Source organism: Flavobacterium sp. LB2P53 (assembly GCF_003970305.1).
Taxonomy (GTDB): Bacteria; Bacteroidota; Bacteroidia; order Flavobacteriales; family Flavobacteriaceae; genus Flavobacterium.
The window spans coordinates 86094-103198 of the sequence record NZ_RYDG01000009.1 but is presented as its reverse complement, the minus strand read 5'-3'; the positions used below and the strand labels follow the sequence as shown (position 1 = coordinate 103198).

Annotated in this window: 17 protein-coding genes; all 17 read left to right on the top strand. The window is 31.8% G+C overall.

The window, feature by feature from the left end; genetic code table 11:
• Positions 1-89 precede the first annotated feature (89 nt).
• Complete coding sequence (gene rfbH, locus EKL95_RS11935) at positions 90-1394, top strand: lipopolysaccharide biosynthesis protein RfbH (RefSeq protein ID WP_126561802.1); 1305 nt, start codon at positions 90-92, stop codon at positions 1392-1394.
• A gap of 1 nt (position 1395) precedes the next feature.
• Complete coding sequence (locus EKL95_RS11930; RefSeq protein ID WP_126561803.1) at positions 1396-2763, top strand: oligosaccharide flippase family protein; 1368 nt, start codon at positions 1396-1398, stop codon at positions 2761-2763.
• Entirely contained in the window at positions 2756-3694 is a 939-nt protein-coding gene (locus EKL95_RS11925) for a glycosyltransferase (protein ID WP_126561804.1), read from the top strand. Before EKL95_RS11930 ends, EKL95_RS11925 begins: the two co-directional genes overlap by 8 nt.
• Before the next feature lie 27 nt (positions 3695-3721).
• Entirely contained in the window at positions 3722-4918 is a 1197-nt protein-coding gene (locus tag EKL95_RS11920) for a hypothetical protein (protein ID WP_126561805.1), read from the top strand.
• Between the two features lie 10 nt (positions 4919-4928).
• Positions 4929-6083, top strand: coding sequence for a glycosyltransferase family 4 protein (locus EKL95_RS11915; protein WP_126561806.1), 1155 nt, complete (start codon positions 4929-4931; stop codon positions 6081-6083).
• Positions 6084-6087: 4 nt separating this feature from the next.
• A complete protein-coding gene (locus EKL95_RS11910; RefSeq protein ID WP_126561807.1) occupies positions 6088-7113 on the top strand; it encodes a glycosyltransferase in 1026 nt (341 codons plus the stop codon).
• A 1-nt stretch (position 7114) separates the two neighbouring features.
• Positions 7115-8146, top strand: a complete 1032-nt coding sequence (locus tag EKL95_RS11905; RefSeq protein ID WP_126561808.1) for a polysaccharide biosynthesis protein — start codon at positions 7115-7117, stop codon at positions 8144-8146.
• 97 nt (positions 8147-8243) lie between these two features.
• Positions 8244-8657 carry a WxcM-like domain-containing protein gene (locus EKL95_RS11900; protein WP_126561809.1) on the top strand — a complete coding sequence of 138 codons (414 nt, stop codon included), beginning with the start codon at positions 8244-8246 and terminating at the stop codon, positions 8655-8657.
• A gap of 101 nt (positions 8658-8758) precedes the next feature.
• On the top strand, positions 8759-9877 hold the full coding sequence (locus EKL95_RS11895) for an NAD-dependent epimerase/dehydratase family protein (protein WP_126561810.1): 1119 nt from the start codon (positions 8759-8761) through the stop codon (positions 9875-9877).
• A 53-nt stretch (positions 9878-9930) separates the two neighbouring features.
• Positions 9931-10308, top strand: a complete 378-nt coding sequence (locus EKL95_RS11890; protein ID WP_126561885.1) for a GxxExxY protein — start codon at positions 9931-9933, stop codon at positions 10306-10308.
• Positions 10309-10364: 56 nt separating this feature from the next.
• Positions 10365-11507 (top strand): non-hydrolyzing UDP-N-acetylglucosamine 2-epimerase, encoded by a 1143-nt coding sequence (gene wecB / locus EKL95_RS11885; RefSeq protein ID WP_126561811.1) that lies wholly within the window; start codon positions 10365-10367, stop codon positions 11505-11507.
• Positions 11508-11516: 9 nt separating this feature from the next.
• Complete coding sequence (locus EKL95_RS11880) at positions 11517-12725, top strand: glycosyltransferase family 4 protein (protein WP_126561812.1); 1209 nt, start codon at positions 11517-11519, stop codon at positions 12723-12725.
• Positions 12718-13320, top strand: coding sequence for a sugar transferase (locus EKL95_RS11875; RefSeq protein WP_126561813.1), 603 nt, complete (start codon positions 12718-12720; stop codon positions 13318-13320). Before EKL95_RS11880 ends, EKL95_RS11875 begins: the two co-directional genes overlap by 8 nt.
• 4 nt (positions 13321-13324) lie before the next feature.
• Positions 13325-14290 (top strand): ATP-grasp domain-containing protein, encoded by a 966-nt coding sequence (locus EKL95_RS11870; protein WP_126561814.1) that lies wholly within the window; start codon positions 13325-13327, stop codon positions 14288-14290.
• Entirely contained in the window at positions 14280-14927 is a 648-nt protein-coding gene (locus tag EKL95_RS11865; protein ID WP_126561815.1) for an HAD family hydrolase, read from the top strand. The genes EKL95_RS11870 and EKL95_RS11865 overlap by 11 nt, the downstream gene beginning before the upstream one ends.
• A gap of 49 nt (positions 14928-14976) precedes the next feature.
• Positions 14977-16119, top strand: coding sequence for a DegT/DnrJ/EryC1/StrS family aminotransferase (locus EKL95_RS11860; RefSeq protein ID WP_126561816.1), 1143 nt, complete (start codon positions 14977-14979; stop codon positions 16117-16119).
• A 99-nt stretch (positions 16120-16218) separates the two neighbouring features.
• A complete protein-coding gene (locus tag EKL95_RS11855) occupies positions 16219-17085 on the top strand; it encodes a Bro-N domain-containing protein (RefSeq protein ID WP_126561817.1) in 867 nt (288 codons plus the stop codon).
• Positions 17086-17105 lie beyond the last annotated feature (20 nt).

Here is a 17105-nt window from a genome sequence, read left to right as displayed (position 1 = left end):
TATTACTTAAAAGAAAATTTTCGCAAAATCGATATCATTAAAAATCAGATTACTAAATATTATAATAAGACTATTTAAAATAATTTTATATGTTACAAAATTTAAAAGACGTCACTCTCTTAAACAGTTTAAGAGAAATAGCCAAAAAGAAATCGACACAGGTGATCATTGCCGGAGAAAATTACATCCCGGTTACTGGTAAAGTGTTAGATGAAGAAGATATTTTAATGGGAGTCGATGCCGCTTTAGATGGTTGGTTGACTGCAGGTCGCTTTGCCAATAAATTCGAAGAAGATTTTGCAAAATATTTCGGTGCACATAGAGCTTTATTGGTAAACTCGGGTTCATCAGCCAATTTGGTGGCTTTTTACGCTTTGACTTCTCCAAAATTAGGAGAACGTGCCATCAAGCCAGGTGATGAAGTGATAACGGTAGCCGCTGGTTTCCCTACTACCATAAACCCAATCATTCAGTTTGGGGCAATTCCTGTTTTTATAGATATAGATATTGCTACGCACAATGTGAAAGCGGATATGCTGGAAGTAGCAGTAAGCCCAAAGACAAAAGCGATTATGATTGCCCATTCATTAGGGAATCCTTTCGATTTGGATGAAGTAATGCGTGTTGCTAAAAAATACAATCTATGGGTAATAGAGGATGATTGTGATTCTCTTGGAGCGACTTTCAAAGGACAAAAAACAGGAACTTTTGGAGATATTTCCACTTTCTCTTTTTATCCTGCACACCATATCACTATGGGAGAAGGAGGAGCGGTATTGATTAACAATCCAGTATTATCTAAGTTAGCCGAAAGTTTCCGTGATTGGGGAAGAGATTGTTATTGTGAACCAGGTAAAGACAATACTTGTGGGTGTCGTTTCGGGCAAGAGCTAGGAACTTTACCTTATGGTTATGACCATAAATATACCTATTCTCATATTGGATTTAATCTTAAAGTGACCGATATGCAAGCGGCATTTGGGGTATCGCAAATCAAAAAGATAGATGGGTTTGTGCAAAGACGTAAGGAAAATTATGCTGCTTTGTACGAACGTATGAAAGAATTCGAAGAGGTCTTTATCCTTCCAGAACCAACACCAAATTCCGATCCTTCTTGGTTTGGTTTCTTATTGACGCTTAGAGAAGGTGATGCGGCTGACCGTCACATGCTAGTACAACATCTTGAAGAGAAAAAAATTGGTACTCGCTTGTTGTTTGGAGGGAACTTATTGCGCCAACCGGCTTATGCTAATATAGAACACCGTGTCGTAGGCGATTTGACTAATACGGATACGATCATGAATCAATCGTTTTGGCTAGGGGTTTGGCCGGGTTTAAACGAAACACATTATGATTATATAGCTGATGTAATAAGGGAATATTTAAACTCTTAATGTGATAGATTTATTAAAAAGTATTTCTAGGAAAATAGGCTTGGATGGGGCTATTGCTTTTACAATTTTATCAAGGATGATTCAGGCTGGAGGAGGCGTGATTACACTTGTTTTTATAGCCAAATGTCTAACTAAAGTAGAACAAGGATATTATTATACTTTTGGAAGTATATTAGCCATCCAGATTTTCTTCGAACTTGGATTGTCAAATATAATTACCCAGTTCGTAGCCCATGAAAATTCTAATTTGATCTGGAAAGACAAAACTAGTTTTACAGGTTTAGCTGAATCATGTTCACGATTAGCTTCTTTATTAAGGTTTACCATAAAATGGTTTGGTGTGATTGCGATTTTGTTATTAAGTGGTTTGTTGTTAGCAGGCTATGTTTTTTTTGCCAAATTTGGTAGCGCTAATATAGGTGTAAATTGGCAAATCCCTTGGGTTATTTTATCTATTACAACTTCCTTATCGTTGATGATTTCACCAATACTAGCTTTTTTTGAAGGATTGGGACAAATAAAAGAAGTTGCGAAAATTAGAATGATACAACAAGTAGTTCAACTTTTATTAGTTTTGTTGTTTTTTTTGTTAGGGTATAAACTTTTTTCTACTCCGATAGCCGCTATCATAGCATTTTTTATAGTGCCAATATGGATTTTATTAGGTTCTAAAATAAGATTACTTAAGTTTATTTGGAACAAAGTTGGAGAATGGGAAGTCAATTATCGCTTAGAAATTTTTCCATTTCAATGGAAAATAGCATTGAGCTGGATTAGTGGTTATTTTATTTTTCAACTTTTTAACCCTGTGCTATTTGCTACAGAAGGTGCTATTGTTGCCGGACAAATGGGAATGACATTGACTGTTTTAAATGCTGTTTTTTCATTAGGGTTTAGTTGGATTTCTACAAAAGTGCCTATTTTTTCTGATTTAATTGCTAAAAAAGATTATAAACAATTGGATCATTTATTTAATAAAACACTTATCCAGTCAACATTACTAAACGTATTTATCTTAACAGTTTTTTTATTTTTTTTATTTTTTTTGAACCATTTAAATATAAAAATTGGAGATAAAAACTTTAGTGATCGCTTCCTGCCATTTTTACCTATGCTATTTATGATTGTTCCAATTATGCTTAATCACTTTGTAACTTCTTGGGCAACATATCTCCGTTGTCATAAAAAAGAACCTATGCTTTTGCAAAGTATAGTTATGGGTATATTTTGCTCCTTATCTACAATCGTTTTAGGGCGTTATTTCGGTGTTATAGGTATTACTTCAGGTTATATGCTGTTGACAATTTTAGCTTTTATCTGGTCTCGATATACATTTATAAATAAGAAAAAGGTTTGGCACAATGAATAAAAAATTACTTACAATTTGTATTCCTACATATAATAGAAGTGAATATGTTATTAATCAATTGTCTTTTGTGTTAAAAGAATTAAAATCAATTAATAATTTAATTGATGTTAAAGTTTCGGATAATTTTTCTGACATGAAACATAGAGAAAAACTTATTTATTTTCATAAGAATAATCCTCAATTTGAATTATTTTTAAATAAAAAAAATCTTGGGTTAATTGGTAATTTTTATAGTCTGTTGCAAAAGGTTAATTCCGAATATGTATGGTTTTTAGGGGATGATGATGTTTTAATTGATGGTGTATTAGATGTTGTAATAAAAAATATTAAATTAAAAAACGTTAATTATGTTTTTATGAACTATAAATCATTCTATGATAACATTTCTAACTCCTTTTCAACTATTAATTTGATGGGATTATCAGGTTTTGTTCAGAATAATAATACTTTTGCAGTAGATTTCTTTAATAAGAATAAAACATCATGTATGTTTATGTCAGCTGGAATATATAGAACTGAGTTGCTTAAACCCTTATTAAATATTAATAGAAAATCAAGGATTACTGATCCTTTATTGTTTTTTTTTTTATCATCAATTGATAATGTTTATATAGAAGATAAAGTATACGTATTAGATAAATTGTCGGATACAACTTGGAAAAAGGAATCTTTGTCTGTTTTTACATGGATGGTTCCGTATACAATTTTGGAATTACTAAAAATCTCAAACTATAAAAAATCAAATGTAATTTGTATGGTTAAAAATTACTATTTACATGAAAAAAATTATTTAATAATGATTTTCCGTTCACCATTTAAAATAAAAATAGAGATCATATCTATGATGGGAAAACATAATATTTTATTAATGCATAAATCTTTTTTATTTTTAGTTTCAGTTATTATTAATAAATTTTTAAAAATAAAATAATAAAAACTAATTTTTCATTCAATATGTATGTCATATAAATTTTTATTGTCATCACTTTTTTTCGGTTTTTTCTTAATGTCTTTTTTGATTGTTGTTTTGTTTTTTCCGAATTTACAGAATATGCGTTCAGGATTTCAGTTTACTGCTTTTGATTCTGTGATGTTTTATGATATAGCAAGTAAATTATCTATAAATGATTTGAATTCTGGATTTGATCTATTAGCCTATAAAGGGTACCCTATTTACTTGATAAGTTATGTTAAAGTCTTAAATTTTTTGAATATAGATGTGAATTATCAAATTTTACTTTGTAGTAATTTAATTATTGTTGCATTATTGGTTCTTTTATATTCTAAAATGTTGACATTAGATAAAAAACCATTAGCTTGTATTTTTATATTATTTGCTTTATTCGAGCCATCTTTTTTTGGGTTCGCACTTACTCTTGAAAGAGAATTATTTTTGACTTTCTTTTTAGGATTAATATGTTTTAGTTATTTAAAGTTAGAAGGTGTTTATAAGTATATATTTTTGCTTTTTTCCTTTTTTATGTTGTTCAACTTAAGAATTGAAATTTTATTTATTGTTTTTTTATCTGTATTTATTTTCAATGCTAGGAAAATCTTCATTAATCAAAGAACTATATTAAAAAAATATTCCTTACTTATATTTGGAATACTTTTTATTTCATTACTATTTTTTTATTTATATATTAATTATGGTACTCTCTACATAGACTTCATGGAATTACAACTCGATAATAGTTCTAAAGGAGGGATTGGAGGAAAGATTTTAGCAATGCCTCTTCCTGTCAGAATAATAGTGTATTCAATTTTATATTTTTTCCTTCCTTTTCCAACGTATACTATATTTATGCAAGAAATGATATTCCCGTATGAAATTTTTATTTCTATAGCGGGTGTTTCTTACTTGTTTTTATGGGGGTACATATTAAAAAATATAAAATATATTAAAGGGAATTCAATTTTAGTTTTTATAATTTGTATAGTCGGACATATTGTTTTAGGGGGAACTTTGTTTAATTATCGACATAGAATAGATTTAATCGCTCCATTATCTATCTTAGTATTACATATTATAAATTTTAAGATCGCAAATTTTGGTTTTACAGTTAGATTCATACTAAAAGAAACATTTAATTTACTGGGTCTAGCGTTAGTTTCAATAATTCTTTTAAATCTTATTTTATATATTATCATATAATCACCTTAATATGAATAATTCTGAGTTTACAATAATTTTTTTCTCACATCACGACTTTGAAAGTCATGAAATTACAGGTGGGACGCGACGACTATTAGAATTAATAGAAGGTTTTGTTAATGAGGGAATAAAAGTCGTTTTGTTTTCACCAAAATCTGACTTTATTTCTAAAAAGACAAATATTCAACATTTTGAGATAAAACAAATAAAAAAATCAATTTTACCTTTAGGACTAATCAATTTTATAATTAATTATAGATTTGTGACGGAAAGACTTAGGGGAATTAAGTATGATAGATCTGTAGGAATAGATGTGCCTTATGGAATTCAGATGAAATTTTATGGTTTTAAGAACATGTGTTTTATAGTTTGGCAGGATTTTATTAATTACAGAAATATCGCATTTGAGGATAATAATAAAAATAGATTAGTAAACTCTTTATTCATTAAATTTTACAGAATTTCCGAGTCTATTGTATTGAAATATGCAAAAAAAATTATTGTACAGTGCAATTACGATATTGATGTTTTAAAATTAAGACATCGAAATTTATCAGGTGATTTAGATGCTAAAACGGATATTATACCTAATAATATTAATCCTTCGTGGATAAAAGCCATTTCGGATTATGAAGATAGAAATAAGGATCGTGATGGTAAGTTTATTATTTCTTTTATTGGGAATATAAGTGATAGTCGAAAGGGATTATTTTTTTTATTAGAAGCTTTTACGAAAAGTACGATTTTAAAGGAAAAATGTATTCTAAGAATTATTGGTGGAGGAGATAAGTTGTTAATTTATGAGAAAGATTATAAAGAGCATTCAAATATAGAATTTTTAGGTTACCAAAATTTTCCGCTTCCTATGTTATGCAATTCTGACTTACTTGTGGTACCCTCTGTGGCAGATTCCTTTCCAAATACAATTTTAGAAGCTCTCTATTATGAAATTCCGGTTTTAGGTTCAAAGAAAGGTGGGATTCCAGAAGTTTTGTTATTTGAAGAATTGTTGTTTGAATTAAATGTAGATGATTTGAGAATTAAAATTGAAAAATTACTTAATAAAAGTAATTATGAAACTGTAAAACAAAAATGTAAAACTAGAAGAGAGGAATTAAGTTTTAATTGGGTTGAAAGTATGTTGGAAATAATAAAGAAAGATTAATATCATGAAAAGAGTTCTTTTTTATTCTTCTGTAAAAGATTATAAGTTATTTAAATTGACAGGGTTTTATGTAGAGGATGTAAAAGTTCTTGAAGAAGCTGGGTTTTCTGTAATATGTACTAATAGATATATTCCTTTTTTAAAATTTTGGAAATATGATGTTGCTTTTTTATATTTTTACAAGAAATCATTAATACCTGCTTTATTTGCTCGTTTGTTTTTTAAAAAGGTAATATATACAGGTGGTATAGATGAATTAAGTAAAAACATTGTTTTAAATAAAAAGCGACGTGCTGTTTTTCGATTTTTTTTTAAGATAAATTATTTGTTTTCAGATAGTTGTAATATTGTTTCAAAGGGGGACTTCATTAATGTAATTAAAGTATTGGAAAAGTTTCCAAAAATGTCTTCTTCGAAACTGTCGTATTCGCCACACTCTATTAATGTTGTAGATTATAATTTTGCAAATTCCTTTGAAAAAGAGAATATAATTACTACAATATGTTGGATGTCAACAATTTCAAATGTTAAAAGGAAAGGTGTTGATAAAACGATCCATCTATTTAAAAAAATTAAAGCCAATCATAAAGATTATAAGTTATACCTAATTGGTAGTTTTGGTGAAGGAAGTGACTATCTAAAAGGAATAATTAAAAAAGAAGGCTTAGAAGATTCTGTCATATTTACGGGTAATATTGATGAAAACTATAAAATAAATTTATTAAGTAGAAGTAAGTATTATATGCAATTATCTATATATGAGGGCTTTGGAATAGCGGTTATAGAAGCAATGATGTTGAATAATTTTGTTTTTCATACAGGTAATGGAGGCTTACAAGATACGATTGGTGATGGTGGATACCTAATAAAGGATTTTAATGAATATTATGATGCAGTTATGTTTTTTGATGAGTTGGAAAATGAACAATTTATTGATGCAAAGCAATTAGAAAAGAACAAACAATTTGTAATAGATAATTTTTCTAGAAGTTCTAGGGCAAAATATTTTAAAAATATAATTTTAGATTAATATGTTGAAAAATAAAACCTTATTAATTACTGGTGGCACAGGCTCTTTTGGTAATGCGGTTTTAAACCGTTTCCTTCACACAGATCATTTTAAAGAAATTCGTATTTTTTCTCGTGATGAGAAGAAACAAGACGATATGCGTAATCAGTTGAAGAATGACAAGCTTAAGTTTTACATCGGAGATGTTCGTGATTATAATAGTGTAGAGCGTGCGATGCGAGGGGTAGATTATGTTTTTCATGCTGCCGCTTTAAAACAAGTACCTTCCTGTGAGTTTTTTCCTTTGGAAGCGACTAAAACAAATGTTTTTGGGACTCAAAATGTAATTGATGCTGCAGGTGCCAATAAAGTTAAAAAAGTAATTTGTTTAAGTACAGATAAAGCAGCTTATCCTATTAATGCGATGGGAATATCTAAAGCATTAATGGAAAAAGTGGCTGTGGCAGCGTCCAGAAATTTATCTGAAACAACAGTTTGTTTAACTCGTTATGGGAATGTTATGGCTTCCAGAGGTTCCGTGATTCCGTTATTTTTAAAACAAATTCAGGAAGGCAAAATAATCACGATTACGGATCCGAATATGACTCGTTTTTTAATGTCATTGGATGAAGCTGTAGAATTAGTATTGTTCGCTTTCGAGCATGGTAATCCAGGCGATTTATTTGTGAACAAAGCCCCTGCGGGAACAATAGGTGATTTGGCACAAGCCCTGAAAGAACTTTGTAATGCTGATACTGAAATCAAGATTATAGGGACTCGTCATGGGGAAAAATTGTATGAAACCTTGTGTACGCGTGAAGAGATGGTTAAAGCTGAGGATATGGGGGATTTCTACCGAATTCCAGCCGATAACCGGGATTTGAATTATGCACAATATTTTTCGGAAGGAGAACAAGACGTTTCTATAATAGAAGATTATCATTCTCATAATACCGAACAACAAGGCGTAGAGGGAATGAAAAAATTACTGGCAACATTACCGTTAATCAGAAAAGAAATTTTTGGAGAAGATGTAGCTCAAATGCCCGAGTAAAATTAGTGTTCAGTAGTCAGTTTTTAGTGTTCAGTAATCTGACAACAAATTCCAGACAGCAGATATTGACATTAATAATTATCAATCGAAAAACAATATGGTTCCGAAAATAATAAATGGAGGAAATCATTCTGATACTAGAGGTACAGTTCGATTTAACAATTCTTTTGATGCTACGGCTATAAAAAAGATTTATCTTATAGAAAATAAGGAGACCACATTTGTTCGTGGGTGGCAAGGACACCGCACAGAGCAACGGTGGTTTTCTGTTTTACAAGGTAGTTTTAAAATTGAATTGATTGCCATTGATAATTGGGAAAATCCTTCCAAAGGGTTAAAATCACTCTCTTTTATTGTAAATGCTGAAACACTTGATGTTCTCCATGTTCCTCAAGGATACGTAAGTAGTATTCAAGCACTCAAGGAAGGAGCTAAATTGTTGGTCATGGCAGATTATATGTTAGGAGAAATCCAAGATGAATATCGATTTGATATTGATTATTTTAAATAGAAAAGTTTTACACAGATTTTTTTAATTTTTTGAAATTAGTAAGAATCTGTATGTAGCTAGATCAGCTATTATCAGTGTGAAATCAATTAGAAAATATAATTATGATTAAAATAGGAATAACAGGACAGGCAGGTTTTGTCGGGACGCATTTATACAATACTTTAGGGTTATTCCCAGTAGAATTCCAGCGAATTGATTTTCAAAAAGAGTATTTTGCTGATGAAAATAAGCTAAATGAATTTGTTGCTCAATGTGATGTTATTGTCCATTTAGCTGCAATGAACCGCCATAATGACCCTCAAGTTATTTATGATACGAATATTGGTTTAGTTCAGAAATTAATAAAGGCTCTTGAAGTTACAAGTTCTAAAGCACATGTTTTATTTTCCTCTTCTACCCAAGAAGAAAGAGATAACCTGTATGGAAAATCTAAAAAAGAAGGACGGGAGTTAATGATGTATTGGGCTGAAAAGGCAGGAGGAAAATTCACTGGAATGATTATTCCTAATGTTTTTGGACCTTTTGGTCATCCCAATTACAATTCGGTGGTAGCTACATTTTGCCATAAATTATCCCATAATGATACTCCTACTATTGAAGTGGATGGGGATATGAAGTTAATTTATGTGGGAGAATTGGTTGATGCGATTCTTTCAGAAATTAAGAGAGGAGAAAGTAAATCAGAAATTGTTATTCCTCATACTTCGGAATCTAAAGTTTCTCAACTGTTATCGTTGCTGGAAACCTATAAAGAGCAATACCAAGACAACGGGGTAATTCCTACTATCAATACTGCATTTGAACTGAATTTGTTCAATACATTTCGTTGTTATATGGATATTGCAACTCATTTTCCAGTAAAATTTGTCGAGCATACAGATCCTAGAGGATCTTTTGTAGAAATCATTCGATTAGGAGTTGGTGGGCAGGTATCATTTTCTACTACCGTTCCCGGAATTACGAGAGGAAATCATTATCATACCCGCAAAATCGAACGTTTTGCAGTAATTAAAGGGAGAGCCTTAATTCAATTGCGTCGTATAGGTACTGATGAAGTATTGGATTTCTATTTAGATGGAGATGAACCTGCGTATGTAGACATGCCTATTTGGTACGCTCATAATATAAAAAATATTGGGGAAGAGATTCTTTATACCAATTTTTGGATTAATGAATTTTATGACCCGAATGATCCAGATACGTATTTTGAGAATGTGTAATTTGTTTGTACGCTGATTCCGCAGATCTTCGCAGAATATTAAATTTTAGTTTTATAGAAGAAAATGATATTACCTATAAAATTAGAGGATGTATATTTTTAGTATACAAAAATCTAGGTCCAGGATTGTTAGAGTCTGTTTACGAAGCTGCTTTGCTTTATGAACTTAAAAAGCATAACCTTGAAGTTAAAAGTCAAGTTGTACTTCCAGTATTGTATGACGGTATCAATTTAGAAATTGGATTTAGACTAGATATATTGGTGGAGGAAAAAGTTATTATTGAAATCAAATCTGTGAAAGATTTATGTAAATTACATTTTAAGCAACTCTTAACTTATCTAAAATTGTCACGAAAGAAAGTCGGTATATTAGTTAATTTTAATTGTGAAAATATAACAGAAAATATAAAAAGAATAGTAAATGATTTTTAATTAAATCAAAGTAAACATCGGCGGAAATCTATGAGATCTGCGAGAACTAATAAGAAATGAAAGAACAATTAAAAGTAATGACGGTAGTAGGAACCCGTCCTGAGATTATACGATTATCCAGAGTAATGGCAGCCTTAGACGCTTCGGAGGCTATTGAGCATATTATAGTTCACACCGGACAAAATTATGATTATGAACTCAACCAAATTTTCTTTGATGATTTAGGTATACGTAAGCCCGATTTTTTTCTGAACGCAGCGGGGGCAACCGCAACTGAAACCATCGGACAGATTTTAATAAAAATTGATCCATTATTAGAGACTGAAAAACCGGATGCTTTTTTAGTTTTAGGAGATACAAATAGTTGTTTATGTGCTATTCCTGCAAAGAAACGTCATATTCCTATATTCCACATGGAGGCTGGTAACCGTTGTTTTGACCAAAGAGTACCGGAGGAAACGAACCGTAAAATTGTAGATCATGTGTCTGATATAAATTTGACATACAGTGATATTGCACGAGAGTATTTATTGAGAGAAGGATTACCTGCGGATAGAATCATCAAAACCGGTTCTCCGATGTATGAGGTTTTGAATCATTATTTGTCGGATATTAATGCTTCGGGGATTTTAAATACGTTGCATTTAGAAGAAAACAAATATTTTGTGGTTTCGGCTCATAGAGAAGAAAACATCAATAACGAAAAAAATTTCAAGGGATTAATGGATAGTTTAAATCTGATTGCTGAAAAATATGGCTATCCAATTATTGTGAGTACCCATCCGAGGACTCAAAAGATGATTGATTCCAAACAAATTGTCATGCGTCCGGAAGTCCAATTCCTGAAACCAATGGGCTTTAATGATTACAATGCATTGCAAATGAAGTCGTATGCCGTTTTATCAGATAGCGGAACCATATCAGAAGAGTCTTCTACATTAAATTTTCCAGCCTTGAATATCCGCGATGCCCACGAACGTCCTGAAGCCATGGAAGAAGCTTCTGTAATGATGGTGGGGTTGAACCCGGAAAGAATCATGCAGGGATTAACGCAATTACAAACCCAAAAAAGAGGTGCTGAACGTAATTTTAGACCTGTATCTGATTATTCAATGCCCAATGTTTCGGAAAAAATGGTACGGATTATTTTGAGTTATACGGATTATGTGAAGAGAGTAGTTTGGAGTGAATCCATTTAAGACAGTAATATGAATATCCTTTTTTTGACATTAGTTAAAATTAAATCCTTGGAGGAGCGAGGGATTTACACGGACTTGCTTCGTAAATTCAAAGAAGAAGGACATAATGTTTTTGTCGTGAGCCCTTCCGAACGCAGAGATAAAAAAAAGACTCACCTTTCAACCAAGGATGGAGTGAGTATCTTGAATGTCCGTACTTTTAATCTTCAAAAAACGAATATTGTAGAAAAAGGGATTGGTACATTAGCGATTGAATATCAGTATTTAAATGCTATTAAAAAATATTTTTCGACCATAAAATTTGATTTGATTTTGTATTCCACACCACCGATTACTTTTTCGAAAGTAATTGATTTTGTTAAAAAAAGAGATAATGCTTACTCCTATTTGTTATTAAAAGATATCTTTCCTCAGAATGCGGTGGATATGAAAATGTTAAAAGAAGGAGGTGCGTTACACAAGTTTTTTCTAAAAAAAGAACGCAGACTATATGAACTTTCAGATACAATAGGCTGTATGTCCGAGGCGAACAAGAAGTATATAATAGACCATAATCCAACAATAATTCAGGAAAAAGTGGAGGTTAATCCTAATTCGATAGCTCCAATAGAGACGGTACAAACAGCAGAAGAGAAGCGAAAAATCAGGAAGAAATATGGCTTGCCTTTTTCTCGAAAAATAATAGTGTATGGCGGAAATCTAGGAAAACCCCAAGGGCTCGATTTTTTGTTAGAAACAATAATTTCAACGATTAATCCAAACGTATTTTTTTTAATAGTAGGATCTGGTACCGAGTTTAACCGAATTTATAAATGGTTTCAAAATAAGCGACCTAAAAATGCAATGTTAGTATCAGGATTACCAAAGCAAGATTATGACAAGCTTTTAAAGGTTTGTGATGTTGGAATGATTTTTTTGCATCAAGACTTTAAAATCCCTAATTTTCCTTCTCGATTGTTGTCGTATTTAGAAATGAAAATGCCTGTAATTACTGCTACTGATTCTAATACAGATATTGGGAGTATTATTAAAAAAAATAATTGTGGGTATTCAGTTTTATCTGGAGATAGTGAGAGCATGCAAAGCGCAATAAATAAAATAGTCTCCAATGATGAAGCCTTTTATAAAATGCAGGAAAATGCATGGAATTTATTACAACGAGAATACACTGTTACTCATTCGTATCAGCTGATTAAAAACAAAATAGAAAATGTATAAATTCTTTTTTAAAAGAATCATTGACTTCATTGGAGCGTTAACTGGACTGCTTTTTTTAAGTCCGTTGTTCCTTTTGGTCACAGTAGGGTTATATTTCGCCAATGAGGGGAAACCCTTTTTTTTTCAAATGCGTCCCGGAAAAGACAGGGTGATTTTTAAAATCATCAAATTCAAAACCATGAATGATAAAAAAGATAGTGAAGGGAATTTATTATCTGATGAACATCGTTTAACAAAAATTGGTAAATTTGTCCGAAAAACTTCCTTGGATGAAATCCCACAATTGCTTAATGTAATTAAAGGAGAAATGAGCCTTGTAGGACCACGTCCTTTACTTCCTGAATATTTATCTTTGTACAATGAAGTACAAAAAAGACGTCACGATGTAAAACCTGGAATTACGGGTTGGGCTCAGGTCAATGGACGAAACTCCATATCATGGGATGAAAAATTTGAGCATGATGTATGGTATGTGGATCATTTGTTTTTCATGTTGGATTTAAAAATATTTTTTTTAACCTTAAAAAAAGTTTTTAAGTCTGATGGGATTAGTCAAGTAGGTCAAGCAACAATGGAAAATTTTAAAGGAAATTAAGGATATGAATATTTTATTAACTTCAGCAGGACAACGTGTTTCGTTGGTTAGAGCGTTTCAAAAAGAAATAAAAAAAATAAGTGAGACTGCAAAAGTTTACACTGTTGATTTAAATCCAATTTTAGCCCCGGCTTGTCACGTTTCTGACGGATATGATTCCATAACAAAGGTAACGGATGAGAATTATATACAGGATTTGTTGGAAATTTGTTTAAAGAGAAGGATTAAGTTGATAATTCCTACTATTGATACAGAGTTGTTGATCTTATCTGAAAATAAGGATTTATTTATTCAGAATGGGATAATTCCAATAGTTTCGGACTTTAAATTTATTCAAAAATGTAGGGACAAACGAATTAGTAATGAGTTTTTTCTGGAAAACGGGATAGATATTCCAAAAGCTATTGATAAAAACAGACCGTCGTTTCCGTTGTTTATAAAGCCTTATGATGGGAGTTTAAGCAGGGATATCTTTGTGGTAAAAAATGATTCTGAGTTAACAGAATATCATTTGTCTAATAGTAAATTGATGTTTATGGAGTATATCGATAATTTGGAGAATGACGAATACACAGTAGATGCTTATTATGATAAAAATAATGAATTGAAATGTGTTGTTCCACGTAAGCGCATTTTTGTGAGAAGTGGTGAGATAAACAAAGGGGTTACCCAGAAAAATGAAATAAAAACGTTTGTAAAATCTAAACTTTCTAAAATTGAAGGAGCAATAGGATGTTTGACTATGCAGTTTTTCTTTAATCCAATAACCAAAAGAATCATCGGGATTGAAATTAACCCACGTTTCGGAGGAGGATATCCATTAAGCTATTTAGCTGGGGCTAACTTTCCGCAATGGTTAATAAAAGAATATTTATTGCACGAAGACATACCTTACTTCAAAGGATGGGAGAATAATTTGTTAATGCTTCGTTACGATGATGAGATTTTAGTCCATAATTATGAAGTATAAAAAAGCTATTGTTTTTGATTTGGATGATACTCTTATATATGAAATCAATTTCTTAAATTCTGCATTTAGAGAAATTTCGAAATTTATTGACCCGGATAATGCTACTTCTATTTATAATTATATGGTTCTTTGTTATAAAGAAGGTAAAAATGTTTTTGAAGAATTACTACTTATATATCCCTTAATACTTAAAGATGAATTGTTAACTATTTATCGAAATCATTTTCCGTCAATAGAACTAAATGAGGGTGTAATTGAAGTTTTAAATTATTGTAAAGAAAAAAGCTTTTTTTTAGGTTTAATATCTGATGGAAGATCTATTACTCAAAGGAATAAACTCGCAGCAATTGGTATAATAAGTTTTTTTGATAAAATTATTATTTCGGAAGAGTTTGGAAGTGAAAAACCCACTTTAGAAAATTATAAAAATTTTTTTGAAATTGAGGCAGAAGAATATTTTTATATAGCTGATAATCCAAAAAAAGATTTTATTTCTCCTAATAGATTAGGATGGAGTACTGTGTGTTTAAAGGATAAAGGATTAAATATTCATCAACAAAATTTTGATTTGCCACCTGAGTATTTGCCAATAAAAATAATAAATAGTTTAAAAGAATTAATCGGAATAATAGAATGAATATGTATACCACTAATATTTATATGGGCTAGGGTAAAAACAATAAAATATGAATAATCCAAAAATATGGCTTTCGTCCCCACACATGGGAGGTAACGAACAAAAATTTGTAAATGAGGCTTTTGATACCAACTGGGTTGCGCCACTAGGGCCTAATGTAAACGGTTTGGAACACGATTTAGAATCCTGTCTAGGGAATCAATCTCAAGTCGGAGCTTTAAGTTCGGGTACGGCAGCGATACATTTAGGTCTGATTTTATTAGGAGTTCAAGCAGGTGATGAAGTGCTTTGTCAGAGTATGACTTTTTCGGCTTCGGCTAATCCTATATTGTATCAAGGAGCAATTCCTGTTTTTATTGACAGTGAAACGGACACCTGGAATCTATGCCCGATTGCCTTAGAAGAAGCTATTGTAGACCGAATTGCTACAGGAAAAACGCCTAAAGCGATTATTGCAGTGCATTTGTATGGCGTGCCGTATCAAATTGATGAAATTAGAACAATAGCGGATAAATATGGTATTCCAATTCTGGAAGACAGTGCGGAAGCATTAGGGAGCAGTTATAAGGGACAAAAATGCGGTACTTTCGGAGATATTGGAGTTCTATCTTTTAATGGAAATAAAATCATTACCACTTCCGGAGGTGGTGCTATTGTTACTCGAACAAAGGAGTTGAAAGACAGAGCTGTGTTTTTTGCGACCCAGTCGCGAGATGATGCGCCGCATTACCAGCACAGTGAAATAGGGTATAATTATAGAATGAGTAATATTTGTGCTGGTATCGGCCGCGGTCAAATGGAAGTTTTAGACGATCATGTGGCTTTGAGAAGAAAAATGCATGCTTTTTATGTTGATTTATTCAAGGATATTGCAACAGTAACCGTTTTTGAAGCTCCAAATGATGATTATTTTGCTAATTACTGGCTGAGTTCCATTGTGGTGGAACCTGATGCAGTGAAAGGAATTAATAGAGAAGCTTTGCGTTTGGCTTTCGAGCAAGCCAATATTGAATGTCGTCCTTTGTGGAAACCAATGCATTTACAGCCTATTTTTGAGAAGTACCCATACTATGGAAGTACAGTTGCTGAAACTTTATTTGAAAACGGATTGTGTTTGCCTTCCGGTTCTAATTTGACGAATGAGGAGAGGGAGCGGATTGCCGGGGTAGTGAGAAGGGTTTTCGGTTTGTAGTTATCTGTTAGCTATTGTCAGTTCGAAACTGAAAGTTGATAAGTATGCAAATAACGGATATACGATCTTTGTAAAAGTAAACTTTTAAAAATATAGAGTATGACACAACGCCAAGCTTTACAGTTATTTGAAGAAAAAAAAGTGCGCACCCTTTGGGATTCTGAACAAGAGAAATGGTATTTTTCTATAGTGGATGTTATTCTTGTACTAACCGATAGTACAATCCCTAGAAGGTATTGGACGGATTTAAAAAAGAAGTTGTCCAAGGAAGGGAGCCAGTTGTACGAGGATATCGTACAACTGAAAATGCAATCTGCCGATGGAAAGTTTTATAAAACTGATGTGGCAGATACCGAGCAGCTTTTCAGACTGATACAATCGATACCTTCACCAACAGCGGAACCTTTTAAACTTTGGTTGGCACAAATAGCATCAGAACGTTTGGATGAGATGCAAGATCCTGAACTGACGATCGATCGCGCCTTAGAACAGTATTTGCAATTGGGTTATTCGGAAAGTTGGATCAATCAACGACTGAAAAGTATTGAAATCCGAAAAGAACTGACCGATTCACCCTGTTGGATGTTTACTATCCCACAGGGTAAATGGAAAAACAAAGGGCTGAAAGAAGGAATTCAGTTTGCAACATTAACCGATATTATTACCAAAGCTTGGTCGGATAAAACTACTAAAGAGTATAAAATTTTGAAGGGATTGAAAAAGGAAAATCTGCGGGACAATATGACTAATACAGAATTGATTTTGAATATGCTAGCGGAGGCTTCTACCAAAGATATTTCGCAAGCCGTAAATCCTAAAAGTTTTGAAGAGAGTCAAAAAGTGGCTCAACAGGGGGGAAACGTTGCTAAAGTAGCTCTTCAAGAATTGGAAGCTAGAACAGGTAAAAAAGTTGTAACAGGATTGAATGCAAAACAGGTTTTGCAAGAGAAAAATAAAAAACAGTAATCGATTTGCAAAAAAGAACG

What these genes read in the sequence shown, in the direction of transcription:
- EKL95_RS11900 (WP_126561809.1), top strand. Translation starts at nt 8,244, where the DNA reads ATGGTTCCGAAAATAATAAATGGAGGAAATCATTCTGATACTAGAGGT.
- EKL95_RS11910 (WP_126561807.1), top strand. Translation starts at nt 6,088, where the DNA reads ATGAAAAGAGTTCTTTTTTATTCTTCTGTAAAAGATTATAAGTTATTT.
- EKL95_RS11855 (WP_126561817.1), top strand. Translation starts at nt 16,219, where the DNA reads ATGACACAACGCCAAGCTTTACAGTTATTTGAAGAAAAAAAAGTGCGC.
- EKL95_RS11925 (WP_126561804.1), top strand. Translation starts at nt 2,756, where the DNA reads ATGAATAAAAAATTACTTACAATTTGTATTCCTACATATAATAGAAGT.
- EKL95_RS11895 (WP_126561810.1), top strand. Translation starts at nt 8,759, where the DNA reads ATGATTAAAATAGGAATAACAGGACAGGCAGGTTTTGTCGGGACGCAT.
- EKL95_RS11860 (WP_126561816.1), top strand. Translation starts at nt 14,977, where the DNA reads ATGAATAATCCAAAAATATGGCTTTCGTCCCCACACATGGGAGGTAAC.
- rfbH (WP_126561802.1), top strand. Translation starts at nt 90, where the DNA reads ATGTTACAAAATTTAAAAGACGTCACTCTCTTAAACAGTTTAAGAGAA.
- EKL95_RS11870 (WP_126561814.1), top strand. Translation starts at nt 13,325, where the DNA reads ATGAATATTTTATTAACTTCAGCAGGACAACGTGTTTCGTTGGTTAGA.
- EKL95_RS11875 (WP_126561813.1), top strand. Translation starts at nt 12,718, where the DNA reads ATGTATAAATTCTTTTTTAAAAGAATCATTGACTTCATTGGAGCGTTA.
- EKL95_RS11920 (WP_126561805.1), top strand. Translation starts at nt 3,722, where the DNA reads ATGTCATATAAATTTTTATTGTCATCACTTTTTTTCGGTTTTTTCTTA.
- EKL95_RS11915 (WP_126561806.1), top strand. Translation starts at nt 4,929, where the DNA reads ATGAATAATTCTGAGTTTACAATAATTTTTTTCTCACATCACGACTTT.
- EKL95_RS11865 (WP_126561815.1), top strand. Translation starts at nt 14,280, where the DNA reads ATGAAGTATAAAAAAGCTATTGTTTTTGATTTGGATGATACTCTTATA.
- EKL95_RS11880 (WP_126561812.1), top strand. Translation starts at nt 11,517, where the DNA reads ATGAATATCCTTTTTTTGACATTAGTTAAAATTAAATCCTTGGAGGAG.
- wecB (WP_126561811.1), top strand. Translation starts at nt 10,365, where the DNA reads ATGAAAGAACAATTAAAAGTAATGACGGTAGTAGGAACCCGTCCTGAG.
- EKL95_RS11905 (WP_126561808.1), top strand. Translation starts at nt 7,115, where the DNA reads ATGTTGAAAAATAAAACCTTATTAATTACTGGTGGCACAGGCTCTTTT.